27 protein-coding genes and 3 tRNA genes are annotated in these 22,965 nt (G+C 69.2%); 15 read left to right on the top strand and 15 right to left on the bottom strand.

What is annotated here, in order from left to right; all coding sequences use genetic code 11:
- The first annotated feature begins 42 nt into the window (after positions 1-42).
- Positions 43-957 (top strand): cation diffusion facilitator family transporter, encoded by a 915-nt coding sequence (locus AEQ27_RS05145; protein ID WP_054145693.1) that lies wholly within the window; start codon positions 43-45, stop codon positions 955-957.
- A gap of 27 nt (positions 958-984) precedes the next feature.
- Here AEQ27_RS05145 and crcB read toward each other — a convergent pair whose 3' ends face one another.
- Genes crcB through AEQ27_RS05160 form a run of 3 tightly spaced genes read right to left on the bottom strand, consistent with a single transcriptional unit; the run spans position 985 to position 2,328 of the window.
- Complete coding sequence (crcB, locus tag AEQ27_RS05150; RefSeq protein WP_054145694.1) at positions 985-1,362, bottom strand: fluoride efflux transporter CrcB; 378 nt, start codon at positions 1,360-1,362, stop codon at positions 985-987.
- On the bottom strand, positions 1,359-1,796 hold the full coding sequence (locus tag AEQ27_RS05155; RefSeq protein WP_235450986.1) for a CrcB family protein: 438 nt from the start codon (positions 1,794-1,796) through the stop codon (positions 1,359-1,361). The genes crcB and AEQ27_RS05155 overlap by 4 nt, the downstream gene beginning before the upstream one ends.
- A 13-nt stretch (positions 1,797-1,809) precedes the next feature.
- Entirely contained in the window at positions 1,810-2,328 is a 519-nt protein-coding gene (locus tag AEQ27_RS05160) for a universal stress protein (RefSeq protein ID WP_054145732.1), read from the bottom strand.
- A 94-nt stretch (positions 2,329-2,422) separates the two neighbouring features.
- Here AEQ27_RS05160 and AEQ27_RS05165 point away from each other — a divergent pair, with 94 nt between their 5' ends.
- Positions 2,423-3,106, top strand: coding sequence for an SOS response-associated peptidase (locus tag AEQ27_RS05165; RefSeq protein ID WP_054145695.1), 684 nt, complete (start codon positions 2,423-2,425; stop codon positions 3,104-3,106).
- 82 nt (positions 3,107-3,188) lie between these two features.
- Here the strand turns inward: AEQ27_RS05165 and AEQ27_RS05170 are convergent, their stop codons facing one another.
- Positions 3,189-3,428, bottom strand: a complete 240-nt coding sequence (locus tag AEQ27_RS05170; protein WP_054145696.1) for a hypothetical protein — start codon at positions 3,426-3,428, stop codon at positions 3,189-3,191.
- Between the two features lie 214 nt (positions 3,429-3,642).
- Here AEQ27_RS05170 and AEQ27_RS05175 point away from each other — a divergent pair, with 214 nt between their 5' ends.
- From AEQ27_RS05175 to AEQ27_RS05185, 3 genes are read left to right on the top strand one after another with little or no spacing between them, the layout of a single operon-like run.
- On the top strand, positions 3,643-4,026 hold the full coding sequence (locus AEQ27_RS05175; RefSeq protein ID WP_054145697.1) for a T6SS immunity protein Tdi1 domain-containing protein: 384 nt from the start codon (positions 3,643-3,645) through the stop codon (positions 4,024-4,026).
- Entirely contained in the window at positions 4,023-4,478 is a 456-nt protein-coding gene (locus AEQ27_RS05180; protein WP_152970179.1) for a hypothetical protein, read from the top strand. The genes AEQ27_RS05175 and AEQ27_RS05180 overlap by 4 nt, the downstream gene beginning before the upstream one ends.
- Positions 4,475-4,933 (top strand): hypothetical protein, encoded by a 459-nt coding sequence (locus AEQ27_RS05185; protein WP_054145699.1) that lies wholly within the window; start codon positions 4,475-4,477, stop codon positions 4,931-4,933. The genes AEQ27_RS05180 and AEQ27_RS05185 overlap by 4 nt, the downstream gene beginning before the upstream one ends.
- Positions 4,934-4,965: 32 nt before the next feature.
- Here the strand turns inward: AEQ27_RS05185 and AEQ27_RS05190 are convergent, their stop codons facing one another.
- Positions 4,966-5,544: a hypothetical protein gene (locus AEQ27_RS05190; RefSeq protein WP_054145700.1), complete on the bottom strand. Its 579-nt coding sequence runs from the start codon at positions 5,542-5,544 to the stop codon at positions 4,966-4,968.
- 114 nt (positions 5,545-5,658) lie between these two features.
- Positions 5,659-5,742: transfer RNA gene (locus AEQ27_RS05195), tRNA-Leu, on the bottom strand.
- A gap of 108 nt (positions 5,743-5,850) precedes the next feature.
- On the opposite strand from AEQ27_RS05195, the gene AEQ27_RS05200 reads away from it, so the two are divergent.
- The 8 genes from AEQ27_RS05200 (at position 5,851) to pknB (ending at position 14,888) form a co-directional block, all read left to right on the top strand.
- Entirely contained in the window at positions 5,851-6,564 is a 714-nt protein-coding gene (locus tag AEQ27_RS05200; protein WP_054145701.1) for a DUF3662 and FHA domain-containing protein, read from the top strand.
- Entirely contained in the window at positions 6,561-7,082 is a 522-nt protein-coding gene (locus AEQ27_RS05205) for an FHA domain-containing protein (protein WP_054145702.1), read from the top strand. The genes AEQ27_RS05200 and AEQ27_RS05205 overlap by 4 nt, the downstream gene beginning before the upstream one ends.
- A 6-nt stretch (positions 7,083-7,088) precedes the next feature.
- Entirely contained in the window at positions 7,089-8,336 is a 1,248-nt protein-coding gene (locus AEQ27_RS05210) for a PP2C family serine/threonine-protein phosphatase (protein WP_054145703.1), read from the top strand.
- Positions 8,337-8,421: 85 nt separating this feature from the next.
- Entirely contained in the window at positions 8,422-9,777 is a 1,356-nt protein-coding gene (locus tag AEQ27_RS05215; protein WP_054145704.1) for an FtsW/RodA/SpoVE family cell cycle protein, read from the top strand.
- Positions 9,777-11,252 carry a penicillin-binding protein 2 gene (locus AEQ27_RS05220; protein ID WP_054145705.1) on the top strand — a complete coding sequence of 492 codons (1,476 nt, stop codon included), beginning with the start codon at positions 9,777-9,779 and terminating at the stop codon, positions 11,250-11,252. The genes AEQ27_RS05215 and AEQ27_RS05220 overlap by 1 nt, the downstream gene beginning before the upstream one ends.
- Positions 11,249-12,478, top strand: coding sequence for a serine/threonine-protein kinase (locus AEQ27_RS16450; RefSeq protein ID WP_200908323.1), 1,230 nt, complete (start codon positions 11,249-11,251; stop codon positions 12,476-12,478). Before AEQ27_RS05220 ends, AEQ27_RS16450 begins: the two co-directional genes overlap by 4 nt.
- Complete coding sequence (locus AEQ27_RS18705; RefSeq protein ID WP_054145707.1) at positions 12,475-13,026, top strand: PASTA domain-containing protein; 552 nt, start codon at positions 12,475-12,477, stop codon at positions 13,024-13,026. Before AEQ27_RS16450 ends, AEQ27_RS18705 begins: the two co-directional genes overlap by 4 nt.
- Positions 13,027-13,181: 155 nt before the next feature.
- Positions 13,182-14,888 (top strand): Stk1 family PASTA domain-containing Ser/Thr kinase, encoded by a 1,707-nt coding sequence (gene pknB, locus AEQ27_RS05235; protein ID WP_152970180.1) that lies wholly within the window; start codon positions 13,182-13,184, stop codon positions 14,886-14,888.
- A gap of 134 nt (positions 14,889-15,022) precedes the next feature.
- On the opposite strand, the gene AEQ27_RS05240 is transcribed toward pknB, so the two are convergent.
- Genes AEQ27_RS05240 through AEQ27_RS05245 form a run of 3 tightly spaced genes read right to left on the bottom strand, consistent with a single transcriptional unit; the run spans position 15,023 to position 16,598 of the window.
- Positions 15,023-15,661, bottom strand: a complete 639-nt coding sequence (locus AEQ27_RS05240; protein ID WP_054145708.1) for an aminodeoxychorismate/anthranilate synthase component II — start codon at positions 15,659-15,661, stop codon at positions 15,023-15,025.
- Entirely contained in the window at positions 15,658-15,819 is a 162-nt protein-coding gene (locus tag AEQ27_RS18025; protein ID WP_200908324.1) for a hypothetical protein, read from the bottom strand. Before AEQ27_RS18025 ends, AEQ27_RS05240 begins: the two co-directional genes overlap by 4 nt.
- A 2-nt stretch (positions 15,820-15,821) precedes the next feature.
- Complete coding sequence (locus tag AEQ27_RS05245) at positions 15,822-16,598, bottom strand: class E sortase (RefSeq protein WP_054145709.1); 777 nt, start codon at positions 16,596-16,598, stop codon at positions 15,822-15,824.
- 152 nt (positions 16,599-16,750) lie between these two features.
- Here AEQ27_RS05245 and AEQ27_RS05250 point away from each other — a divergent pair, with 152 nt between their 5' ends.
- Positions 16,751-16,984: a cell division protein CrgA gene (locus tag AEQ27_RS05250; protein WP_054145710.1), complete on the top strand. Its 234-nt coding sequence runs from the start codon at positions 16,751-16,753 to the stop codon at positions 16,982-16,984.
- A gap of 161 nt (positions 16,985-17,145) precedes the next feature.
- On the opposite strand, the gene AEQ27_RS05255 is transcribed toward AEQ27_RS05250, so the two are convergent.
- The gene (locus tag AEQ27_RS05255; RefSeq protein ID WP_054145711.1) at positions 17,146-17,994 is read right to left on the bottom strand and encodes a rhomboid family intramembrane serine protease; all 849 of its coding nucleotides are present in this window, start codon (positions 17,992-17,994) and stop codon (positions 17,146-17,148) included.
- Positions 17,995-18,534: a peptidylprolyl isomerase gene (locus AEQ27_RS05260; RefSeq protein WP_054145712.1), complete on the bottom strand. Its 540-nt coding sequence runs from the start codon at positions 18,532-18,534 to the stop codon at positions 17,995-17,997.
- Positions 18,535-18,671: 137 nt separating this feature from the next.
- Here AEQ27_RS05260 and AEQ27_RS05265 point away from each other — a divergent pair, with 137 nt between their 5' ends.
- Entirely contained in the window at positions 18,672-19,208 is a 537-nt protein-coding gene (locus AEQ27_RS05265; protein ID WP_054145713.1) for a hypothetical protein, read from the top strand.
- 334 nt (positions 19,209-19,542) lie between these two features.
- On the opposite strand, the gene AEQ27_RS05270 is transcribed toward AEQ27_RS05265, so the two are convergent.
- The 4 genes from AEQ27_RS05270 to gyrA form a co-directional block, all read right to left on the bottom strand.
- Positions 19,543-19,615, bottom strand: a tRNA-Ala gene (locus AEQ27_RS05270).
- Between the two features lie 83 nt (positions 19,616-19,698).
- Positions 19,699-19,772, bottom strand: a tRNA-Ile gene (locus AEQ27_RS05275).
- A 73-nt stretch (positions 19,773-19,845) separates the two neighbouring features.
- A complete protein-coding gene (locus AEQ27_RS05280) occupies positions 19,846-20,253 on the bottom strand; it encodes a DUF3566 domain-containing protein (RefSeq protein WP_043595295.1) in 408 nt (135 codons plus the stop codon).
- A complete protein-coding gene (gene gyrA / locus AEQ27_RS05285; protein WP_082383271.1) occupies positions 20,246-22,933 on the bottom strand; it encodes a DNA gyrase subunit A in 2,688 nt (895 codons plus the stop codon). The genes AEQ27_RS05280 and gyrA overlap by 8 nt, the downstream gene beginning before the upstream one ends.
- Between the last annotated feature and the right edge of the window lie 32 nt (positions 22,934-22,965).

Consider the following 22,965-nt stretch of genomic DNA (forward strand, 5'->3'; position numbering starts at 1 on the left):
CCGCTCCGCCACCCCCGACCTCCACCCCGACGAGAGGCGCCCATGGGCCACGACCACGGACACGGACACGTCGCCGCCGACGGACGACGGCTGCGCCTCGCGATCGCGATCGTCGCCCTGGGCCTCGTCGCCCAGCTGGTCGGCGCCTGGCTCTCGGGCTCGCTCGCGCTGCTCGCCGACTCGGGGCACATGCTCTCCGACCTGGCCGGGCTGGTCGTCGCGCTCGTGGCCACGATCGTCGCCGCCCGCCCCGCGAGCGGCCGGCAGACCTACGGCTACCGGCGGGCCGAGGTGTTCGCGGCGTTCGTCAACGGCCTCGTGCTGCTCGCCGTGTCGCTCTCGGTCGCCGTCGCCGCCGTGTCCCGCCTCGTGGCGGTCGGCGAGCACGAGGTGCTCGGTCTGCCCATGCTGGTCGTCGGCCTGGTCGGCGGGGCCACGAACGTCGCAGCACTGCTCGTGCTGCGCGGCGGGGCGACGCACTCCATCAACATGCGCGGGGCCTACCTCGAGGTGCTCGGCGACCTGCTCGGCTCGGCGGCCGTCGTCGTGGCCGCCGTCGTCGTGCTGACCACGGGCTTCACGCAGGCCGACTCGGTCGGGTCGCTGATCATCGCGGCGATGATCGTGCCGAGGGCCTGGTCGCTGCTGCGCGAGGCGATCCGGGTGCTGTTCGGGTCGGCACCGGGCGACATCGACCTCGAATCGGTCCGCGCGCACATCGGCGACACCCCGGGCGTCGTCTCGGCGCACGACGTGCACGCCTGGCAGATCACCAGCGGCGCAACCGTCTTCTCGGCGCACGTCGTCGTCGAACGCGAGGTGTTCTGCGACATGAAGGTCGACGAGACCCTGGACGCCCTCGACCGGTGCCTCGCCGCCCACTTCTCGGTCGAGCACGCGACGTTCCAGCTCGAGCCGGCCGACCACGCGGGGCACGAGCGCGAGACGCACGCCTGACCGGGCGCTGGATGTGCGCCGATCCAGTCAGGCCAGCGAGCCGAGCCACAGGCCGAGGGACGCGACGCCGACGCACGCGACGAGCATGCCGAGGCCGTTCGCGACCGCGGCCCCGCGTCGCCCCGACGCCAGCAGTCGCACCGTCTCGACGCTCGCGGTGCTGAACGTCGTGTACCCGCCGAGCAGACCGGTGCCGAGCACGGCCTTCCACTCGGGCGCGACGACCGCCTGCAGGGCGAGGCCGGTCAGCAGTCCCAGAGCGAACGAGCCCGACACGTTGATGACGGTCGTGCCCCACGGGTAGGCCGCGCCGAGACGCTCTTTGACGAGCCCGTCGACGACGAAGCGCACGGCGGCACCGATCCCGCCGGCCGCCGCGACGGCGACGACGAGCAGCGGACTCACGAGGCGCGCCCGGCGAGACGTGCGCCGACCCGGATGCCGGCCGCCGCGGCCAGCACCCCGAGCACCAGGCTGAGCAGCCCGTAGAGCCCGGCGACGGCGAGGTCGCCGCCGCCCGCGCCGGCGAGCTGCGCGGTCTCGGTCGCCAGCGAGCTGTAGGTCGTGAACCCGCCGAGGACACCCGTCCCCACGAAGAGCCGGGCCCGGCGGCGCCCGCCCTCGTCGGGCCCGGAGCGCAGCAGCCGCTCGAGCAGGACGCCGAGCACGAACGCCCCGACCACGTTGATCGCGAAGATCGCCGTGTCGAACGCACCCCACGACGGCACCACGAGCGTGACCCCGACCCGCACGGCGGTCCCGAGGGCGCCGCCCAGCGCGACGAGCGCGATCAGGGACGGACGGAGGTGCAGGGCACGAGGGCGCGCAGCCCCCGTCACCGGCGGTCTCGCGTCACAGCTCGTCCTCCCACGGCAGCGTCTGGCTGCGGGGGACGGGGGCCAGCGGAACGACGACGACCGGGCGGTGCTGACGGTGGCTGAGGTGCAGGGCGACCGAACCGGCGAAGAACTCGCGGACGCTGCCCCGCAGGCCGGCCTCGCGACTGCCGACGACGATCAGGGGGGCGTCGAGCTGTTCGGCCAGGTGCGACAGGCACTGGGCGGGGTCGCCGGCGACGACCGAGGTGCGCAGCTCGACGCCGCGAGCCGAGGCGATCGGCCGCAGCCGCGCCTCCAGGTCGGCGTCGAAGGAGAGCGTCTCGGTGTAGTCGTCGGGGTCGAGGGGGTACGACAGGACGGTGCCGTCGATGCCCTCGGCGAAGGCGGGCCGGTCGGGCTCGACCGAGACGCACAGCAGGCCGGTGCCGAAGCGTGCCGCCAGGTCGGCCGCGGTCGCCACCACGGACTCGCCCGAGTTCGGCACGACGCCCACGACGACGAAGCCGCGGACGGGGTTCTGCTCGTCGGACATGGTCACCACCCTCTCACCGCGTCGCCGACCCGTGCGGCGCCACGGCCACAGTGAACCACCGTCACGCCCCTCCGCGGAAGAGCAGACTGTCGGCATGTGCGGTCGCTACGTCGTTGCCCGGGCCACGTCCGATCTGTTGCCGAGCCTGCTCGACGGCCTGGGGCCCCTGCCCGACGACTTCAACGTCGCACCGACGACGGTCGTGCCGGTCGTCCGCGAGCGACACGGCGAGCGACAGCTGCCCGGTGCCCGCTGGGGCTTCGTGCCGTCGTGGTACCCCGACCTGAAGAAGCGGCCGCAGCCGATCAACGCGCGCATCGAGACCGTGGCGACGAGCGGCATGTTCCGTAGGGCGTTCGCCACCAGCCGGTGCATCGTCCCCGCGCAGGGGTACTACGAGTGGGTCGTGGCCGAGACCGGCAAGCAGCCGCACTACGTGCACCAGCCGGACGCCGGCCTCGCCATGGCCGGCCTCGTCACCGCGTGGCCCGACCCCGCCAGGGCCGAGGACGATCCCGACCGCTGGGTGCTCTCGACGACGATCATCACGCGGGACGCCCACGTGGCGCCGGGCGAGGTGCACGACCGGATGCCGGCCTGCCTGACGCCCGACTCGTACGACGACTGGCTGGGCGACGGCCTCGACGCCGACGAGCTGCTGACGCTGCTCGACCGGGACTCGTTCGAGGTCGCCCACGACCTCGTGCAGCACGAGGTGAGCCGCGACGCGAACAACGTCCGCAACAACGGCCCGCACCTCATCGAGCCCCTGCGCTGACGCTCGTCCGACGAGGAGGCGCGGCTCGCGCCCCCGCCGGAGGCGCGGCCCCACGTCCCTGCCGCAGGCGCGGCCCGCCGCCTCAGCGCGCGTCGCGGTGACTCGCCAGGCGTTCGCGCAGGTAGGACACCAGCTCGCCCTGGGCCCGTCGGGACTCCCGGGTCAATCGGTTGAGCGGCACGCGACCGCCCGCCGCCAGGGCGGGGTCGCGGGGGACGACGACGACCCCGAACACGCTCGCGTCGTCGAGTAGGTCGAGGAGGGCGCCGTCGGCGAATACCTCGACGACCGAACTGCCTACGAGTCGACGTCTCGCCCGCATTCGCCTGCGCGACAGGCGGCGCGTGAGGACGCAGCGTCAGATCGTCTGACCGAGCTGATCTTGGACGGGGTCGACCCGGAACAGGCTCGTCTCGATGTCGGCACGTGGCTCAAGGGCCAGAACGCGCTGCACTCCCCCGTATGATCTCCGGCGGACGGCCTGACGACGTGACAGGACTCGGGCACGCAGGCGTGAACAAGTCGCTGGGCAGTCAATGGACGTGCTCGCAGAGGTCGCCCCCGGGTTCACCCAAGGCGTTCCGTTGTTCTCTTCGGCGCTCGGTGACCTCTTCGTCTGGCTGGACGGGCGACTGCACCTCCTCGAATTCCGTCAGGGCACGTCCCGCATCCTCACGAAATCGATCGCGACCTTGAAAGTCATCGCCGCGTACGAGTCCTTCTTGAACGACCCCGACTACTTCGACTGGGCTCCGTGGCCGGAGGCGCGAGCTCGTCTGGGCGTTCCCGGTTCGGATGAGTGCTTCGGCTTCACGCCCATCCTCGCCCTGGGGGGACGGCCGACAGCCGATTCTCTCCAGCTCGTGGGCATGCGGGAGCATCTCCTCCTCATATCCTCAGTTGCTGGTCCCCTGTCGTGAGGGACGCACTTCGCATCCTCGGCAAAGCACTACATGCCGTCATCCCGCGCGACCACGATCGAGTGGTCGCCCGGATCAGCGTGGTCGGCGGAGTGACAGCCGGCACGATCGAGTTGCATGCTGCCGACGGCAGCTCGACCTTTCTCTCGTCCGGTCGTGGCGTCTTCCGGGCGGCCCGCGATCTCCGGAGGGTCATGAACGAACCCGAAGCCGGGACCTGGTTCACGGGCGTGTTCACCGTCACCGCCAGGGGGAAGCTCAGTGCGAGGTACGACTACGACCACGAGCCCGAGCTCGGGTCTTTCGCCGCCGAGGCGTACCGCGCCGACTTCGACGAGTTCCCCCGCACGCCGAAGAACACCCCCGACTGGCTGGCCGCCCTCCTCGCCGGTGCCCCGCCCCGCCACGACCTGGCCCGCCGAGCCGACGGTGGCGGCGGGGCCGAGCGATGAGCGAACACGACGACGACGGCGGCCGCGTGCCGACCGAACGTGATGCCCTCCGTCGGGTGGGTATCGCCGTCCACCGCATGATGCCTCGAGGCTCCGTCCGGGCGGAGTTCGACTTCTCCGAGGTCGGAGGCGTCCGGGTGGCATCCGTGGGTTTCTTCGACGAAGCCGGTCACGAGTCGTCCACTCCCGACACGGACGAGGCGGGCGCCGCCGCCTCCGACCTCCGACGGCTCGTGTACCGAGCCGACGTCGGAACGTGGTTCAGCGCCCGCTTCCGGGTGACCGCCGCCGGCAAGCTCGGCACCTCGTTCGACTTCGACCACCGCGCTCCTCACACCTGGATCGACGACCAGGCGTACCTCGACGATCTCGAGTCGTACCCACGGCCCGCCGAGGCGATCCCTGGCTGGCTCGCCGCCGTCGTCGCCTCGCGATCGGCCGGAGGCTCTCCGTGACCGGCCTCACGGGCTGATCGGGCCGAGACGCCTCAGAGCGGCAGCACGGCCTCGAGGGCGAGCGGGTCGCCGTCGATCGCGATGTCGTTGAGCTGCCGGCCGACGAACTCCGCGGCCTCGACCGTGTCCGACTCGATCCGGTGCCCCGTGCCCTCGACGACGAGCGCCCAGGCGACCGGCCCCCCGGAGGCGCGGGCCACCTCGAGACGGCAGCGCGTCAGTTCGCGGTCCTGTCCGAATCGCATGTCCGACAAGTCGGCGATGACCATGCACCCGAGGTCGTCGCGGAACCCGTGGAGGGTGGCGTCCCTCGCGATCACGAGCCGCGCCTCCTCGTCGAGGTCGTCGGCGGACGAGGTGAACCGCGTGCCCTCGACGGTCCGCACGATCCACGAGACGTGGTCGCCGACGGTGACGAAGCTCTGCATGCTGCTGACCCTCGGCCCGATGTCGGCGTGCACGTACACCGGGGGCAGGTCGGTGACGCTGACCACGACGCCGTCGCGGCGACCCACCACGCGGCGGTCGGAGTCGACGACGATGCGCTGGTTGCGGGGCACCCACGGAGCCTTCGGGAACTCGTCGAAGAGCACCTCGTCGAAATCGAACACGACCCCGCTCTGCTGGCTCCTCGCACCAGCCAAGCACCTACGGTCCGGTGAGCAGGCCCGGAAACGGGCCCGAGAAAGTGAAAAGGCCCACCCGGAGGTGAGCCTTCACGTTCGTGCGCGAGGGGGGACTTGAACCCCCACGCCCTTTCGAGCACTGGCACCTGAAGCCAGCGCGTCTGCCAATTCCGCCACTCGCGCGAACTCGTAGACTTTAGCACGCGTCAGAGGCCCGGAAGAGCAGCGGTGAGTACCTTTCACTCGTTCGGGCTAAGATCGGGCGACCAGAGACCCCGAACCTGGAGACCCATGGGACTGCTCGACAATTTCGAACGCGGGTTGGAGCGTGCCGTCAACGGTGCCTTCGCCAAGACGTTCCGTTCGGGCGTGCAACCACTCGAGATCACGAACGCGCTGCGCCGCGAGCTCGACACCAAGGCCGCCGTGGTCTCGCGCGACCGGATCCTCGTGCCCAACGAGTTGCAGGTCCGCCTGGCTCCGATCGACTACGACAAGATGTCGGCCATCGGTCCGGCCCTGATCGACGAGCTCACCCAGCTGACGCAGCGCCACGCCACCGCCCAGGGGTACCAGTTCGCCGGCCCGCTCGGCATCCGCCTGCGTGAGGACGACTCGCTCAGCGTCGGCATCATGACCGTCGACTCGCGCAACCTGCGCGGCGAGGTGCAGTGGAAACCGTTCGTCGAGATCGACGGCAAGCGCCGCGAGCTCAGCGGTGCCCGCACCATCATCGGCCGCGGCAGCGACGCCGACATCACCGTGCAAGACACGGGGACGTCCCGTCAGCACGTCGAGATCCTGTGGGACGGTTCACGTGCCCAGGTCCGCGACCTCGGCTCGACGAACGGCTCGAAGCTCAACGGCAACCCGCTGACGAAGGCCCCGCTGCAGCCCGATTCGGTGATCCAGATCGGTCGTACGCGTATCGTGTTCCGCGTGCTCCCCCAGTCATCGACGCCCGACCCCTTCGACGGGCCCGACTCGACGGGTGGCCGACGATGACCTCAGCCCTCACCCTGCTGGTGCTCCATTTCGGCTTCCTGGCCGTCCTGTGGCTGTTCGTCTTCGTGATCGTGTTCGCGCTGAGAAGCGACCTGTTCGGGCAGCGGGCGCGCAAGATGCCGGCCGACGCCACACCCGGCAAGGCGAGCTCGACCGCCACCGCGCCTCCTGCACCCGCTCCGCGCGCCGCGCCCGCCGCGCCGGCACCGACCCCGCAGGGTGACGGCCGCGCGACGCGCCTCGTCATCACCAAGGGCGCGAAGGCGGGCGTCGAGATGCCCCTGGGCGACGGGCCGCTCACCATCGGCCGATCGCAAGAGAGCAATCTCGTGATCCGCGACGACTACACCTCGACCCACCACGCGCGCCTCATGCTCTGGAACGGCCGCTGGGTCGTCCAAGACCTCGACTCCACCAACGGCACGTTCCTCGCCGGTGATCGCGTGTCGGTCCCCACCCCCGTGCCCACGGGCGCGACCGTGACGATCGGGCAGACGAGCTTCGAGCTCCGGCGGTAGGCCCTCATGACGACGCACGCCAAGAGTGCCGCTCTGTCCAACGTGGGCAAGATCCGGTCCAACAACCAAGACAGCGGCTACGCCGGCACGCAGCTCTTCGTCGTGGCCGACGGCATGGGCGGGCACGCGGGCGGCGACGTGGCCTCGGCCATCGCGATCCGACGGATCCGCGAGACCGACCGCGTCTACACCTCGCCGGGTGACGCCGAGTTCGCGCTGCAGTCGTCGCTGATCGCGGCGAACCAGCTGCTGGCCGAGACGGTCTTCGAGCACCAAGAGCTCACCGGCATGGGCACCACCGTCAGCGCCATGCTGCGCGTCGGTGACAGCATGGCGATCGCCCACATCGGCGACTCGCGCATCTACCTGTTCCGCGAGGGCGAGCTCAGCCAGATCACCGCCGACCACACCTTCGTGCAGCGCCTGGTCGACAGCGGTCGCATCACGCCCGAAGAAGCAGCGGTCCACCCACGACGCAGCGTGCTGATGCGCGTGCTCGGCGACGTCGACGCGGCCCCCGAGATCGACACGGCCACCCTCGGCACGCAGCCCGGCGACCGCTGGCTGATCTGCTCGGACGGCCTCAGCAGCTACCTCGCGGAAGAGCGCATCAAGAAAGCGCTGGCCATGGGCCTCGACGCCGAGCAGACCGCCCGGCGCCTGGTGAAAGAGACGCTCGACCACGGCGCCCCCGACAACGTGACCGTCGTCATCGTCGACGTCGACGAATCGGGCGACTCGTCCCTCGACGAGCCCGTCACGGTCGGGTCGGCCGCCGCGCCCCTCAGCTTCGACAGCGACGCCGGCCGCAAGCAGCTGCGCCTGCCGACGATCCTGCTGCACCCGCTCAAGGTCGCCACGACGCCGGAGGACAGCCACTTCGAGCCCGAGAGCGACGAGTACCTCGCCGAGCTCATCGCCGAAGACAAGCGACGCCGTCGCCGTCGCCGCATCACCTGGCTGACCGCCCTCGTCGTGGCGGTCGCCGCGCTCGTCGCCGGGCTCGTGCTGACCTACCAGTGGACCCAAGACCACTACTACGTGGGAGAAGAGCGGGGCACGGTCGTCATCTACAAGGGCGTCCAGCAGAGCCTCGGGCCGATCGGCCTCTCGAGCGTCTACGAGACCACCGACGTCCAGGTCGACGACCTGCCGAACTACACGCAGACCACCGTGGAAGACACCATCAACGCCGGCTCCCTCGCGGACGCCCGGGCGATCGTCGAGAGGTTGGCCGATGCCAGCAACCCCTGACGCACCCGGCGGTGACGCGACCGAGGTCATCGGTCGCGTAGGAGGCGCGCGCAAGCCGTCCGCGAAGGCGTCCCGTCCCACGAACATGACGCAGGCGATCACGTTGCGCCTGCGTGAACCCGCGCGTCTGCGCAACCTCGAACTGCTCATGCTGCTGATCGCCTGCGGCGTCGCCGCCGGAGCGATGGTGCTGGTCCAGCTCGGCGCGACCGGCGAGGTCGACCCGACGGTGCTGATCGCGGGCTCGATGGTGCTCGGCCTGGCCCTGATCTTCCACGTCGTCCTGCGCGTCGTCGCCCGCGAGGCCGACCCGTTCGTCATGCCGATCGCCGTCACCCTGAACGGCATCGGCATCGCCATGATCTACCGACTCGACCTGGCCGAGGGCCGCGAGGGCTGGGGTGCCCTGGGCATCAAGCAGATGGTCTGGACCGTCCTCGCCATGGTGATCTCCCTCGCCGTGCTGCTCGTGATCCGCAACTACCGGGTTCTCTCCCGCTACCGCTACATCGCGATGTTCGTGTCGATCGTGCTGCTGCTGCTACCCCTGCTGCCGGGCATCGGGCGCGAGGGGCTGAACGCCCGCGTGTGGATCGACATCGGCCCGTTCTCCTTCCAGCCGGGTGAGATCGCCAAGATCACGCTGGCGATCTTCTTCGCCGGCTACCTCGTCACCGCCCGCGACAACCTCTCGCTGATGGGGCCGAAGATCCTCGGCATGCGGTTCCCGCGGCCCCGTGACCTCGGGCCGATCCTCATTGTCTGGCTCGTCGCCATGGGCGTCCTGATCTTCCAGCGCGACCTCGGAACCTCGCTGCTCTACTTCGGCCTCTTCCTGGTGATGATCTACGTCGGCACCGGCCGCGCGAGCTGGATCATCCTCGGGGTCGGGCTGTTCGTCGGCGGCGCCCTGGTCGCGAGCACCTTCCTGGGCTACGTGCAGGGCCGCTTCGCCGCCTGGCTCAACCCGTTCGCCCAGTCCGAGTACGACGCCGTCGGCGGGTCGTTCCAGCTCGTCCAAGGCCTGTTCGGCCTGGCGAACGGCGGGCTGATCGGCACGGGCCTCGGTCAAGGCCGTCCCCAGACGACCCCGCTCGCCGAGAGCGACTACATCTTCGCCTCGCTCGGCGAAGAACTCGGCCTGACCGGTCTCTTCGCCATCCTGGCGCTCTACCTCCTGCTCGTCTCCCGCGGGTTCCGCATCGGCTTCGTGGGTCAGGACGACTTCGGTCGGATGCTCGGGGTCGGCGTCGCCTTCGTCGTGGCCCTACAGGTCTTCGTGGTCATGGGCGGCGTGACGAGGGTGATCCCGCTGACGGGCCTCACCGCTCCGTTCCTCGCCGCAGGCGGCTCGTCGCTCGTGGCCAACTGGATCATCGTGGCCCTGCTGCTGCGACTGTCCGACTCCGTGCGCAACCAACCGAGGCTGGTGATCGGCTGATGAACAAAGAACTCCGACGCGTGAGCTACGTGGTGCTCGCCATGTTCGTCGCGCTCTTCCTCTCGACGACCTACATCACGGCGTTCCAGGCCGACGCGCTCAACGCCGACGCCCGCAACTCGCGGGCGCTGCTCGCCAGCTACTCGGCCCAGCGCGGCCCCATCCTGGTCGGCGGCCAGGCGATCGCGCAGTCGACGCCCGTCGACGACCAGTACGAGTTCCAGCGGACGTACTCGCAGCCCGACCTGTACGCGCCCGTCACCGGCTACTACACCCTGGGCCAGGGCTCCCGGGGCATCGAGGACGCCATGAACCGGTACCTCACGGGCAACGCGAACTCGCAGTTCTTCGACCAGGTCAACTCGCTGCTCACGGGTCAGGACCCCGAGGGCGCCACGGTCAACCTCACCCTCGACCCCACCGTGCAGCAGGCCGCGTACGACGCCCTCGGCTCGAACTCCGGCTCGGTCGTCGCGATGGACCCGAAGACCGGCAAGATCCTCGCCATGGTCTCGAAGCCCAGCTACGACCCCAACCCGCTCGCCAGCCACGACCGCCAGACCGTCACCGACGCCTACGACTCGCTGATCGCCGACCCCTCGGCCCCGCTGCAGAACCGGGCGATCCAGGGCGACCTCTACGCGCCGGGGTCGACCTTCAAGCTGATCACGACGGCGGCGGCGCTCGAGAGCGGCGACTACACGCCCGACAGCGCTTTCCCCAACCCGTCGACGCTGACCCTGCCCGGCACTAGCACCAACATCAACAACGCCGAGGGCGGAAGCTGCGGCGGCGGTGAGACGGCCACGATCGCGACGGCCCTCCGCCTGTCGTGCAACATCCCCATGGCTCAGCTCGGTCAGGCCCTCGGGGCGAAGGCCCTGCAAGAGCAGGCCGAGAAGTTCGGCTTCGGCGACAAGTCGATCGGCGTCCCCCAGGCCGTCACGCCGAGCCAGTTCCCCATCGAGGACTCCAAGGGCCAGGCCATCAACGACGCGACCCTCATGCTCCAGTCGTTCGGGCAGGGGTCCGACCGCGTGACGCCCCTGCAGATGGCCATGGTCTCGGCCGCCATCGCCAACGGCGGCACCGAGATGAATCCGACGTTGATCGAGAGCGTCCTGAACCCCGACCTGAGTCCGGTCGAGGATTTCTCGCCCTCCGAGTACGGCAAGCCCATCAGCTCCCAGACTGCGGCCACGATGACCGACATGATGGTGCAGGACGTCGCGAACGGTGCGGCGAGCAATGCAAGAATTGACGGCGTCGACGTCGCCGGCAAGACAGGAACGGCCGAGAACGGCCCCGGCGAGCCGTACACCCTCTGGTTCACCGGGTTCGCGCCTGCTGCTGACCCCGAGGTCGCGGTCGCCGTCGTCGTCGAGAACGGCGGCGGACAGGGCCAGTCCGCATTCGGCAACAGTGTCGCGTCACCGATCGCGAAGAAAGTACTAGAGGCGGTGCTGAACAAATGAGACCATCCGGCGGAGTCACCTTCGGTGGGCGTTACCAGCTGTCGACCCGAGTCGCCATCGGCGGCATGGGCGAGGTCTGGGAAGCCACCGACCTCGTCATCGGCCGAACGGTCGCCATCAAGATCCTCAAGGACGAGTACCTGGGCGATCCGGGCTTCCTCGAGCGCTTCCGCGCCGAGGCCCGCCACGCGGCCCTCGTCAACCACGAGGGCATCGCGAACGTCTTCGACTACGGCGAGGAAGAGGGCAGCGCCTACCTGGTGATGGAGCTCGTCCCCGGCGAGGCCATGTCGACGGTCCTCGAGCGCGATCGGGTCCTGCCCACCGACAAGGTCCTCGACATCGTCGCGCAGACCGCGGCTGCCCTGCAGGCCGCCCACGCCGCAGGTCTCGTGCACCGCGACATCAAGCCCGGCAACCTGCTCGTCACCCCCGACGGCCGCGTGAAGATCACCGACTTCGGCATCGCACGCATCGCCGACCAGGTGCCGTTGACGGCCACGGGTCAGGTCATGGGCACCGTGCAGTACCTCTCGCCCGAGCAGGCGAGCGGTCACCCGGCCTCCCCGAGCACCGACATCTACTCGTTGGGCATCGTCGCCTACGAAGCCCTGGCCGGTCGTCGTCCGTTCACGGGCGAGTCCCAGGTCGCCATCGCCATGGCCCAGATCAACGAGCAGCCGCCCGACCTCCCGTCGACGGTGTCCGAGCCCGTCCGCCGTCTCGTCCTGTCGTGCATCGCGAAGAAGCCCGGTGAGCGCCCCGCGACGGCCTCGGCCCTCGCCCAGGCGGCTCGTGCCCTCCGCCGAGGCGACGTCGCCGCCGCGACCATCGCCGTGCCGGCGATCGGTGCGGCAGCGGCCACGCCCGCCGACGCCGCGACCCAGGCCTTCAACGCCCAGGACGCGACGACGCAGCTCTTCGATCCGATGGCCACGCGAGCCCAGAGCGCCGCAGGTGGTGCGGCCGCGGGCTACGTGGCCGGCTCGGCCGATCCCGAGGCCCTCCGCGCCGGCGACGACGAGCCCGCCGACGAGAAAAAGCGCAGCCCCTGGTTCTGGCCGTTGATCGTCCTCGCCGTCCTGGCCGTCGCCGCCCTCGTCGTCGGCATCGTCTTCGCGGTGGGCACCACCGGCGCCCCGGCGCCCCCGCCGCCGACGCCGGCTCCACGCCGCCCGACCCGCACGCCCCGACCCCGACGCCGACCCCGACGTCGGTCACCGTGACCTCGGGCGACTACGTGGGGCTGACCGAGGCGGCGGCACGCGCAGCCCTCGAAGAGCTCGGCCTGCAGGTCGACTCGGCGGATGCCGGATCGAGTGCGCCGAGCCCCGACCAGGTCGGCACCGTCGCGAGCATCGACCCCACGGGTGCGCTCGAGAAGGGCTCCTCGGTGACGATCTACATCTACCGCGCGGCCCCGACCCCTGCCCAGCCGTCGACGCCCACGGCGACGCCGGGTCAGATCGCCGCCGGCGAGACCGCCACCATCAACTGGCCCGCCTACACCGGGTGCCCGACCGGCTACTCGCTCACCGGCTACTCGTACACGATCACCGGCGGGACCGACACCTCGGGTCAGTCGGCCGGGGGCCTCGGTGCCAATGCGACGTCCCTCACGGTGACGGCCTCGGCCGCCGGCAACCTGACGGTCAGCTACGTGGCCAACTGCGGTCAGATCGCGTCCGAGCCGTCGCCGGGTGTCACCATCACGGTGACGGCACCGCCTACGACGCCCGCTCCGAGCCCCTCGGACGGCTCCGACCCCCAGTAGGTTCCTCGTGACCCCGGCGGACGAGTCGACCGGGGTCACGAAGCCCTGACAATCATCCCTGCGGCCTAGGTCCGTACCCAGTCCGGGGGCAACCGCCCCGGTACACTGGCTCCGACCGTGTCGCCAGACAGGGGTGGGTCGTTGGGAGAACAGGCGTGGCTGAAGGTGTGAGAGAGAGCATCCATCTCCTCGCCAACCGGTACCAGATCGGTGACCTGATCGGCCGCGGTGGCATGGCCGACGTCCACGTCGGCACCGACGCCCGGCTCGGTCGCAAGATCGCCGTCAAGCTGATGAAGCCCAGCCTCGCCACCGATCCGGCCTTCCGCTCGAGGTTCCGACAAGAGGCCCAGGCCGCCGCCCGCATGGCCCATCCGACCATCGTCCGGGTCTTCGACGCCGGCGAAGAGGTCGTCCGCGACAGCCGTGGGCTCGCCGTGGTCGTCCCGTTCATCGTCATGGAGTACGTCGAGGGGCGCCTGCTCAAGGACATCGTCGCCGAGGGCCCGCTCGACCCCGACGAGGCAGTCCGGGTCACGGCGGGCGTGCTGACGGCCCTCGAGTACTCGCCCCGGGCGGGCGGGGTCCACCGTGACATCAAGCCCGGCAACGTCATGCTGACCAACTCCGGTCAGGTCAAGGTGATGGACTTCGGCATCGCCCGGGCCATCAGCGACTCCGCGGCCACCGTCGCGCAGACCACGGCCATCCTCGGCACCGCCCAGTACTTCAGCCCCGAGCAGGCGCGCGGTGAGACCGTCGACGCCCGCACCGACCTCTACTCGACCGGCGTCATGCTCTTCGAGTTGCTCACGGGCAAGCCGCCCTTCACCGGCGACAGCGCCGTGGCGGTCGCCTACCGTCACGTCAGCGAGCCTCCCGTCCCGCCGAGCACCGTCGAGCGCGGCGTCAGTCCGGCGCTCGACGCCGTCGTCCTGCACGCCCTCACGAAAGACCGCTTCGACCGCTTCCAGAGCGCCGCCGAGTTCCGTGACGACCTCGAGGCCGCCGGTGCCGGTCGCGCGCCGGCCCGCCGACCGCATGCCGTCGACGCCGGCTCCACGCTCTTCGGCGTGAACCCGCACTCGAGCGCCGGCAGCGAGGCCGCGTTGAAAGAGCTGCAGTCCGACGACACGGGACGACCCCAACGAACGCAGACCCGCCCACCCGTGGCCTGGATCTGGGCGGGCATCGTGCTCGTGGCCGTCGTCATCGTGGCCGTCGTCTTCTGGGTGGTCAACCTCACCCCTCCCACGGTCGACAACGCCCAGTCGTCCCGCATTCCCGACCTCGTCGGGGTCAGCTTCGAGACCGGGTCCGCCCGCCTCGACGACCTGGGGCTGACGGTCGTCCGCGCCGACGCGAGCAGCCCGACGATCGAGGCCGGCGACATCGTTTCGACCGATCCCCTGCCCGGCACGTCCGTCCCGAAAGAGTTCGCGGTCACGGTGACCGTCTCGTCCGGGCCACAACTCGTCGCGATGCCCGCCGTCACCGGGCAGACCGTCGACGCCGCGTGGCAGGCCGTCACCGATGCCGGTCTCGAACGGGGTCAGCAGAGCACCGATTACTCGCCCACGGTGCCCGCAGGGTCCGTCCTCTCGTCCGATCCGGCAGCGGCCGCGCAGATCGCCCTCGGCTCGGATGTCGACCTCGTGGTGTCCAACGGCCTCGTGCAGCTTCCCGACGTCACCCGGCAACCCTCCGAAGAGGCCATCACGACCCTCCGTGACCAGCTGGGTCTGACGGTCACCCCGCAGTCCGACCCCGGTTGCACCGGTGAGACCGTGTCGGGCATGAGCGTTCCACCCGGCGACGTGGCTCAGGGCTCGGCCGTCACCCTGCGCATCTGCACCGGCTGATCCCACCGGAGGTCAGAACTCGTCTCTGAGGGTTCGACGCCGGGTTCGACGCCGTGTCCGACGCCGCGAGGTCGACGCCGCGAGTCCGGTGCCCAGGGTTCGACTCCGCGAGGTCGACGCCGAGTGAGCGGTATTCAGCCGAGGTCGACGAGCGGGTCGAGCCCTCTGGCCGTCACGGACGCTTCCGGCAGGCCGGCGACCGACAGCCAGTTCCCGATCATCTGGTATCCGCCCTGCGTCAGCACCGACTCGGGGTGGAACTGCACGCCGTACACCGGTGAGGAACGGTGGCGCAGGCCCATGATGACGCCACCCGTGGTGCGTGAGGTCACCTCGAGCGTCTCGGGCACCGTCTCGTCCACGACGGCGAGCGAGTGGTACCGTGTCGCGGTGAACGGCTGCGGAACACCCTCGTAGAAGGCACTGTCGTCGTGTTCGACCTTCGACGTCTTGCCGTGCATCAGCTCGTCGGCGTGGGTGACCGTGGCCCCCAGGGCCTCGGCGATGGCCTGGTGCCCGAGGCAGACGCCCAGCAACGGCTTGTCGGCGGCCAGGGCGGCGTGCACGACGTCGATCGAGACACCGGCAGCCGCGGGCGTCCCCGGGCCGGGCGACAGCAGCACGGCGTCGTACTCGGCGATGCGGTCGGCGGTGTCGGCCGCCTCGAAGGCGTCGTTGCGTACGACGTCCGTCTCGGCCCCCAACTGCTGGAGGTAACCGTTCAGCGTGTAGACGAAGCTGTCGTAGTTGTCGAGGACCAGGATGCGCGTCATGGTTGCTCCACGGTGACGTCGGGGGTGGGCAGGAGTTCGTTGACGTAGGGGAAGACCCACTCGACGAGGGTGAACAGCACGGCGGCGATCAGGATGAGCACGAGCACGAGCCTCACCCACCAGGGGCCGGGCAGGATGCGCCAGAGGGCGGAGTACACGGTCAGCCTCCGATTCCGGCAGCGGCGAGCTCGGCGGGTGCACCGGCCGACAACGGCTGCCACGAGTCGAACACACCGTAGGCGACAATGCGTTCTTGAGCGGTGAACATCGGGTTGCAGCTCGTCAGGGTGATCAGGCGGTCACCCGAGGTCGCCGACACGTCGGGGGCGTCGGGCACCTGCTGCAGCACGGAGACCTGCGTGGCCTGGACGTACTGCAGGTTGCGGAACGAGTAGGTGAACCAGCCGTCCTGCGTCTGGACGTACATCTTGTCGCCTTCTTGCAGGTCGGCGATCTTGTTGAAGGGCGCCCCGTAGGTGGTCCGGTGGGCGGCGATGCCGAAGTTGCCGACCTGGCCGGGCATCTGGGTCTCGTCGTAGTGACCGATGCCGATCTTGTTGAGGGTGCGCACGGTGCTCGTGCCCCCGGCGATCGGGACGGCGTAGTCGGCGCCGAACCGTGGGACGTAGAAGTTGGCGAACGTCTCGGCCTCACCGGGCGCCGCCCCCACGGGCGGTTCGCCGTACGAGCCGTCGGTCGACGGCTGGGGAGCCGGCGTCGCCGCCTGGTCGAACTGTTCGCTCAGTCGTGCTGCGTCGCCCTTGTAGGCGTCGGCGACGACGAGGTCGTTGAACCACTGCTGCCACCCGATGAAGAGCAGCACCAGCACACCGGCGGTGATGAGCAGTTCTCCGAGGACACTGACGAAGGAGGCGCGTGATCGTGGCCGACGCGTCGTGCGTCTCGAGATCAGGGCCTCGCCCCCGTGGTCCGTCATGACTCAATTCTAGGCGGGCTTCCGTTCCCCTGAGACGGTGGGGACCAGCGGTGGACAACGTGTGGAGAGCATGTGGAGAACGCGGTCGTTCCCGTGGACGGCCGGGACGGCCCTCCCAGGACCGAAAAGTGCCTCACGGTACACTGTGCGCCATGGCCAAAGACACGAACCGCAGCACGAAGCCCGCCCGTACCGCAGAGGACGCACCGAACCCCGTCTGGTTCAAGCCGGTCATGTTCGGCTTCATGCTCGTCGGTCTCGTCTGGATCGTGGTCTTCTACGTCAGCCAGAGCACCCTGCCGGTGGCATCGCTCGGCTCGTGGAACATCTTGGTCGGCTTCGGCATCATGTTCATCGGCTTCCTGATGACCACCCGGTGGCGCTAGAACGCACCTTCGAACTTACACGCCTGTAACTATCCCCATTGTGGGAAACCCTGTGGATAACTTTTCTGTGGATAACTCGGGCAGGTGAGATCGCGTCGGCCGACGAGAAGAGGCGGCTCCCCGATGGGGAGCCGCCTCTCGTCGTTCGTGGGCCGATCGCCTCAGAACAAGCCGACGAGTTGAGCAGATCTGGCCAGGAGCACCGCGACCACGATCACGCCGATCACCACGAGCCCGACGGTCTGCAGTGCGTGCTTCGAGCGGTGACGGGTCTTCGAGAACAGGAACGCGACGGCCCCGCCCACGACGATGCCCCCGAGGTGAGCCTGCCAGGCGATGCCGGGCACGATGAAACCGATCGCGAGGTTGATGCCCACGAGCACCAGGAGCTGGATGCTGCGGCCGCCGAGGCTGCGGGCGATGACGAAGAACGCCGCCATCAGACCGAAGATCGCCCCGGAGGCGCCGACCACGAAACTACCCGGTGCCAGCAGGGCGACCGCAGCCGATCCGCCGATGCCCGAGAGGAAGTAGAGGGCGGCGAACCGACCTCGCCCCAGCTGACGTTCGAGCTCTGCCCCGAAGATGTACAGCGAGTACATGTTGAAGAGGATGTGCAGGATGCTGCCGTGGACGAACATCGTCGTCACGGCACGCCAGGGCTGCACGAGTTCGAGCGGTGGGTAGAAGGCCAGGGCTCGCGTGACCACGCCGTTGCCCGTCCCGGTCACGAGCTGCAACAAGAACACCGCGACGGTGACGGCGATGATGCCGTAGGTCACGACGGGGGCTCCACGCCGGGAGGCGCTCCGGACGCGGCCGACCACCTGCGGTTGGAGGCGCGGTGCGTTGCCCCGCGCCTCCTTCACGCACTCCGGGCAGTGCACGCCCACCGCGGCGGGCGTCTGACACTCGCCGCAGATGGTGCGACCGCACCGCTGGCAGAGCACGAAGCTCTGCCGATCGGGGTGCCGGTAGCAGTAGTTCGACCGATCGTGCGGATCGGTCACCTAGACCTCGTCGATGGTGACGCTCTCGAGCACCACGTCCTCGAGCGGCTTGTCGCGCGCGTCGGTCTTGACGGCCTCGATCGCGTCGACGACCTTCTTGGACTCGTCGTCGGCGACCTCGCCGAAGATGGTGTGCTTGCCCTGCAGCCACGGGGTCGGGACCGTCGTGATGAAGAACTGCGAACCGTTCGTTCCCTTGCCGCCACGCGTGCCGGCGTTGGCCATCGCGAAGATGTAGGGGGCGTTGAAGTTCAGCTCGGGGTGGATCTCGTCGTCGAACTGGTAGCCGGGACCGCCGACGCCCTGGCCGAGGGGGTCGCCGCCCTGGAGCATGAAGTCCTTGATGATGCGGTGGAAGACGACGCCGTCGTAGAGCTTGTCGGTGCTGACCTTGCCGGTGGCCGGGTGGGTCCACTCTTTGGTGCCGGTGGCTAGGCCGACGAAGTTGGCGACGGTCTTCGGGGCGTGGTCGCCGAAGAGGTTCACCTTGATGGTGCCGAGGTTGGTGGTGAGGGTGGCGACAGCGGTGTGCGTTGACATGTCGTCATTCTTCCACAGCCACCTCGGCGCACCAGCGACTCCCCAGGCACCGTTCCGTGACCTGTCAGGAACCTCCGTGCCACACTGGGAGGGGCCAGCAACTCTGGCTCCACTGCCTACTCGTTGGAGGAACGTTCATGGCCCTGTCACGCAAGCAGAAGAAAGAACTCAAGAAGTTCAAGAAGCACGCTGCGGCGGTGTGGGGTGAGCAGCGCGGCGTGATCGACCACGCCGGCAAGGTCATCGGCGGCTACCGCGACGACGCCGTCAAGATCGCGAACAAGAAGGTCGTCCCCCAGATCAAGCACGCGGTGGACTCCAACGTCCGTCCCGTGGTCTCGCAGGGCCTTTCGACCGGGTCGCACTACGCGTCCGTCGCCCAAGACCGTCTGAAGCACGACGTGTACCCGGCGTTCTCGTCGGCCCTCGGCAACCTCGACCTCGCCAACGACCCCAAGGTCCAGAAGGCCGTCAAGAACGCCAAGAAGCAGGGCAAGAAGGCAGCGGCCAAGTACGTGCCGCGCCAGCAGAAGTCGGGCCCCGGCGTCGGCGGCGTCCTGCTGATCGGCGTGGGCGTCGTCGCTCTCGGTGCCCTGGTGTTCGCGGCCGTGCAGACGTTGCGTGCCGACGACGAACTCTGGGTCGCCGACGACGACGCCGACACCAAGGCCTAGTCCCCCGCACCCCCACGAAGGGCCCGCCTCCCCCGGAGGCGGGCCCTTCGTCGTCCACCGGCCTCGCGACTGCAACGACCGACGGCGGCCCCGGCTGCACGCCGCACGCCGCACGCCGCACGCCACATCGGCGCAGCCGACACGGGGCCCGGAGCGCACCGGCCTCACCCCCGCCGTACATTGCACGCCACGTCGGCGAAGCCGACACGGGCCCGGAGGGCCCCGAACCAGCACGCCGCCCCTGCGCCGCAGGGGCGGCGGCGCAGCAAAGAGAACAGAACGAGAATTGCCCCTGTCGCTGACGAAGTCAGCGGACAGGGGCAAGGCAATCGAGTGGAGCCTGGGAGAATCGAACTCCCGACATCCTGCTTGCAAAGCAGGCGCTCTACCAACTGAGCTAAGGCCCCGACCCCCCGGTCACCGGGGGAACGAGCACGATCTCACCTGTCTGCACGTCGTCAGACGAACTCGAGATGAGACCGGTACTGCGTGGGGCTAATAGGACTTGAACCTATGACCTCTTCGTTATCAGCGAAGCGCTCTAACCGCCTGAGCTATAGCCCCCGGGCCGTCGTAAAGCCTACAGCACCACGACGGCGAACTCGAATCGGCGGATTCCGCCGACGCGAGTGATGGATCAGTTGTTGGTGAAACCGACGAGCAGGCCGCCGGTGATGCGCACGCTCAGGTTGTAGAGGACAGCGACGATGGCGCCGAGAACCGTGCCGACGACCACGTTGAGGATGGCGACGACGATCGAGAAGAGCATGATCTGACCGACGTTGAAGGTGTCCTGGATCGAGAAGCTCGAGTCACCGAGGATGTCTCGCAGCAAGGCGTCGAGGTCGTCGAAGATGCCGGTCTGGTTGAGGATGGCCCAGATCAGGAAGGTGGCGACGACCGTGATGATGCCGATCGCGACGGAGATCAGGAAGGCCAGCTTCACGACCGACCAGAAGTCGATGTAGACGAGCTTGAGGCGGACCTGCTTGGTGCCGGACGGTCGTTTCGCCTTCTTCTGCAGTCTCTCGGCGACACTACTCATTGTTCGTTTCCTCTCCGGCGGTTCCGGTGGCCTCGTCGTCGGTCGACTCGGCGTCGACCGACGTGGCGTCGGTCGTGGGGATCTCGGTGTCGGCGTCGACGGACTCGACGGACTCGACAGACACTACGGCCTCGGCCACGGCGTCCGCACTCTCGTCGACCTCGGCCGCGAGATTGCGCTCACTGTTGCGGGCCACCGCGATGATGCGATCGTCGCTCGCGAAGCGGGCGAAGACGACGCCCATCGTGTCGCGCCCCTTCGCCGGCACCTCGGAGACGGCCGATCGGACCACCTTGCCCCCGGACAGGACCACGAGCACCTCGTCGTCCTCGCCGACGATCAGGGCGCCGGCGAGGTCACCCCGCGCCTCCGCGAGCTTGGCGACCTTGATGCCGAGGCCGCCACGGTTCTGGACGCGGTACTGGTCGGCGGCCGTGCGCTTGGCGTAGCCACCCTCGGTGACGACGAAGACGTATCCTTCTTCACCGACGACGGAGGCGCTGAGCAGCGTGTCGTCGTCGCGGAAGGTCATGCCCTTCACGCCCGAGGTCGACCTGCCCATGGGGCGCAGCGACTCGTTGGTCGCCGTGAAGCGCAGCGACATGCCGTGGCGAGAGACGAGCAGGAGGTCGTCGTGCTCGTCGACCAGCAGGGCCGAGACGAGCTCGTCGTCGTCACGCAGGTTGATCGCGATGATGCCGCCGGTGCGGTTCGTGTCGTACTCGGTGAGGGCCGTCTTCTTGATCAGGCCGTCGCGGGTGGCGAGCACGAGGTAGTCGGCGACCTCGTAGTCGCGGATGTCGAGCACCTGCGAGATCTGTTCGTCGGGCTGCATGGCGAGCAGGTTGGCCACGTGCTGGCCCTTGGCGTCGCGTCCGGCCTCTTGCAGCTCGTAGGTCTTGGCGCGGTAGACCCGGCCCTTGTTCGTGAGGAAGAGCAACCAGTGGTGGGTGGTCGTGACGAAGAAGTGGTCCACGACGTCGTCCGCGCGCAGCTGTGCTCCGCGGACGCCCTTGCCGCCACGGTGCTGGCTGCGGTAGTTGTCGCTGCGGGTGCGCTTGACGTAGCCGCCGCGCGTGATGGTGACGACCATCTCTTCTTCGGGGATGAGGTCTTCGACGCTCATGTCGCCGTCGAAGCCGAACATGATCTCGGTGCGGCGGTCGTCGCCGTACTTGTCGGTGATCTCGGCGAGCTCGTCGCTGACGATCGTGCGCTGACGCTCGGGCTTGGCCAGGATGTCCTGGTAGTCGGCGATCTCACGCTCGAGCTTGTCGGCGTCGTCCTGGATCTTCTGACGCTCGAGGGCGGCCAGGCGACGCAGCTGCAGGTTGAGGATGGCCGAGGCCTGGATCTCGTCGACGTCGAGGAGGTCCATGAGACCCGCGCGCGCCTCCTCGACGGTCGGCGACCGCCGGATGAGCGCGATGACCTCGTCCAGGGCGTCGAGGGCCTTCAGGTAGCCGCGCAGGATGTGCGCGTCGGCTTCGGCCTTCTTCAGGCGGAACATCGTCCGGCGGACGATGACTTCGATCTGGTGGTCGACCCATGCCGAGATGAAGCCGTCGAGCGCGAGGGTGCGCGGCACGCCGTCGACGATCGCGAGCATGTTCGCGCCGAAGTTCTCCTGCAGGCTGGTGTGCTTGTAGAGGTTGTTCAGCACGACCTTGGCGACGGCGTCGCGCTTGAGCACGATGACGAGTCGCTGGCCGGTACGACCCGAGGTCTCGTCGCGGATGTCCGCGATGCCTCCGATGCGCCCGTCCTTGACGAGCTCAGCGATCTTGATCGCGAGGTTGTCGGGGTTGACCTGGTACGGCAACTCGGTGACGACGAGGCAGGTGCGCCCCTGGAGCTCTTCGACGTTCACGACCGCGCGCATCGTGATCGAGCCGCGGCCCGTGCGGTAGGCGTCCTGGATGCCGCGGACGCCGAGGATCTGCGCACCCGTCGGGAAGTCGGGGCCCTTGACGCGCTGCATGAGCGCCTCGAGCAGCTCTTCGCGCGACGCGGTGGGGTTCTCCAGGTACCACTGGGCGCCCGACGCGACCTCGCGCAGGTTGTGCGGCGGGATGTTCGTCGCCATGCCGACGGCGATGCCGACCGAGCCGTTGACCAGCAGGTTGGGGAACCGGCTGGGCAGGATGGCGGGCTCGCGGGTGCGACCGTCGTAGTTGTCCTGGAAGTCGACGGTGTCCTCGTCGATGTCGCGGACCATCTCGAGCGCGAGCGGAGCCATCTTCGTCTCGGTGTACCGCGGGGCGGCGGCGCCGTCGTTGCCGGGCGAACCGAAGTTGCCCTGACCGAGCGCGAGCGGGTAGCGCAGGCTCCACGGCTGGACGAGGCGGACCAGCGCGTCGTAGATCGCCGTGTCGCCGTGCGGGTGGAACTGCCCCATGACGTCACCGACGACGCGCGAGCACTTCGAGAACGCGCGGTCGGGGCGGTAGCCGCCGTCGTACATCGCGTAGATGACGCGACGGTGCACGGGCTTGAGGCCGTCACGCACCTCGGGCAGGGCCCGGCCGACGATGACGCTCATCGCGTAGTCGAGGTACGAGCGCTGCATCTCGAGCTGCAGGTCGACCTGCTCGATGCTGTCGCGCTTCGGTGCCTCGGCGAAGGTCTGGGTTCCCTCGGCGTCGATGCCCTCGGGGGTGTCTGTCGGCTCGTCGGCCATGATTCTCCGTTTGTCGTGGTCTGCCCCGTTGT

Origin of the sequence: Frigoribacterium sp. RIT-PI-h (genome assembly GCF_001297205.1) — a bacterium.
In the GTDB taxonomy this organism is placed as follows: domain Bacteria; phylum Actinomycetota; class Actinomycetes; order Actinomycetales; family Microbacteriaceae; genus Frigoribacterium.

Coding starts and splice junctions, on each gene's coding strand:
- AEQ27_RS05220 (WP_054145705.1), top strand. CDS start 9,777: ATGAACAAAGAACTCCGACGCGTGAGCTACGTGGTGCTCGCCATGTTC.
- AEQ27_RS05175 (WP_054145697.1), top strand. CDS start 3,643: ATGGACGTGCTCGCAGAGGTCGCCCCCGGGTTCACCCAAGGCGTTCCG.
- AEQ27_RS05160 (WP_054145732.1), bottom strand. CDS start 2,328: ATGTCCGACGAGCAGAACCCCGTCCGCGGCTTCGTCGTCGTGGGCGTC.
- AEQ27_RS05205 (WP_054145702.1), top strand. CDS start 6,561: ATGACCTCAGCCCTCACCCTGCTGGTGCTCCATTTCGGCTTCCTGGCC.
- AEQ27_RS05280 (WP_043595295.1), bottom strand. CDS start 20,253: ATGAGTAGTGTCGCCGAGAGACTGCAGAAGAAGGCGAAACGACCGTCC.
- AEQ27_RS05260 (WP_054145712.1), bottom strand. CDS start 18,534: ATGTCAACGCACACCGCTGTCGCCACCCTCACCACCAACCTCGGCACC.
- AEQ27_RS05240 (WP_054145708.1), bottom strand. CDS start 15,661: ATGACGCGCATCCTGGTCCTCGACAACTACGACAGCTTCGTCTACACG.
- AEQ27_RS05185 (WP_054145699.1), top strand. CDS start 4,475: ATGAGCGAACACGACGACGACGGCGGCCGCGTGCCGACCGAACGTGAT.
- AEQ27_RS05215 (WP_054145704.1), top strand. CDS start 8,422: ATGACGCAGGCGATCACGTTGCGCCTGCGTGAACCCGCGCGTCTGCGC.
- AEQ27_RS05165 (WP_054145695.1), top strand. CDS start 2,423: ATGTGCGGTCGCTACGTCGTTGCCCGGGCCACGTCCGATCTGTTGCCG.
- AEQ27_RS05245 (WP_054145709.1), bottom strand. CDS start 16,598: ATGACGGACCACGGGGGCGAGGCCCTGATCTCGAGACGCACGACGCGT.
- gyrA (WP_082383271.1), bottom strand. CDS start 22,933: ATGGCCGACGAGCCGACAGACACCCCCGAGGGCATCGACGCCGAGGGA.
- AEQ27_RS05265 (WP_054145713.1), top strand. CDS start 18,672: ATGGCCCTGTCACGCAAGCAGAAGAAAGAACTCAAGAAGTTCAAGAAG.
- AEQ27_RS05210 (WP_054145703.1), top strand. CDS start 7,089: ATGACGACGCACGCCAAGAGTGCCGCTCTGTCCAACGTGGGCAAGATC.
- AEQ27_RS05250 (WP_054145710.1), top strand. CDS start 16,751: ATGGCCAAAGACACGAACCGCAGCACGAAGCCCGCCCGTACCGCAGAG.
- AEQ27_RS05170 (WP_054145696.1), bottom strand. CDS start 3,428: ATGCGGGCGAGACGTCGACTCGTAGGCAGTTCGGTCGTCGAGGTATTC.
- AEQ27_RS05145 (WP_054145693.1), top strand. CDS start 43: ATGGGCCACGACCACGGACACGGACACGTCGCCGCCGACGGACGACGG.
- AEQ27_RS16450 (WP_200908323.1), top strand. CDS start 11,249: ATGAGACCATCCGGCGGAGTCACCTTCGGTGGGCGTTACCAGCTGTCG.
- AEQ27_RS05200 (WP_054145701.1), top strand. CDS start 5,851: ATGGGACTGCTCGACAATTTCGAACGCGGGTTGGAGCGTGCCGTCAAC.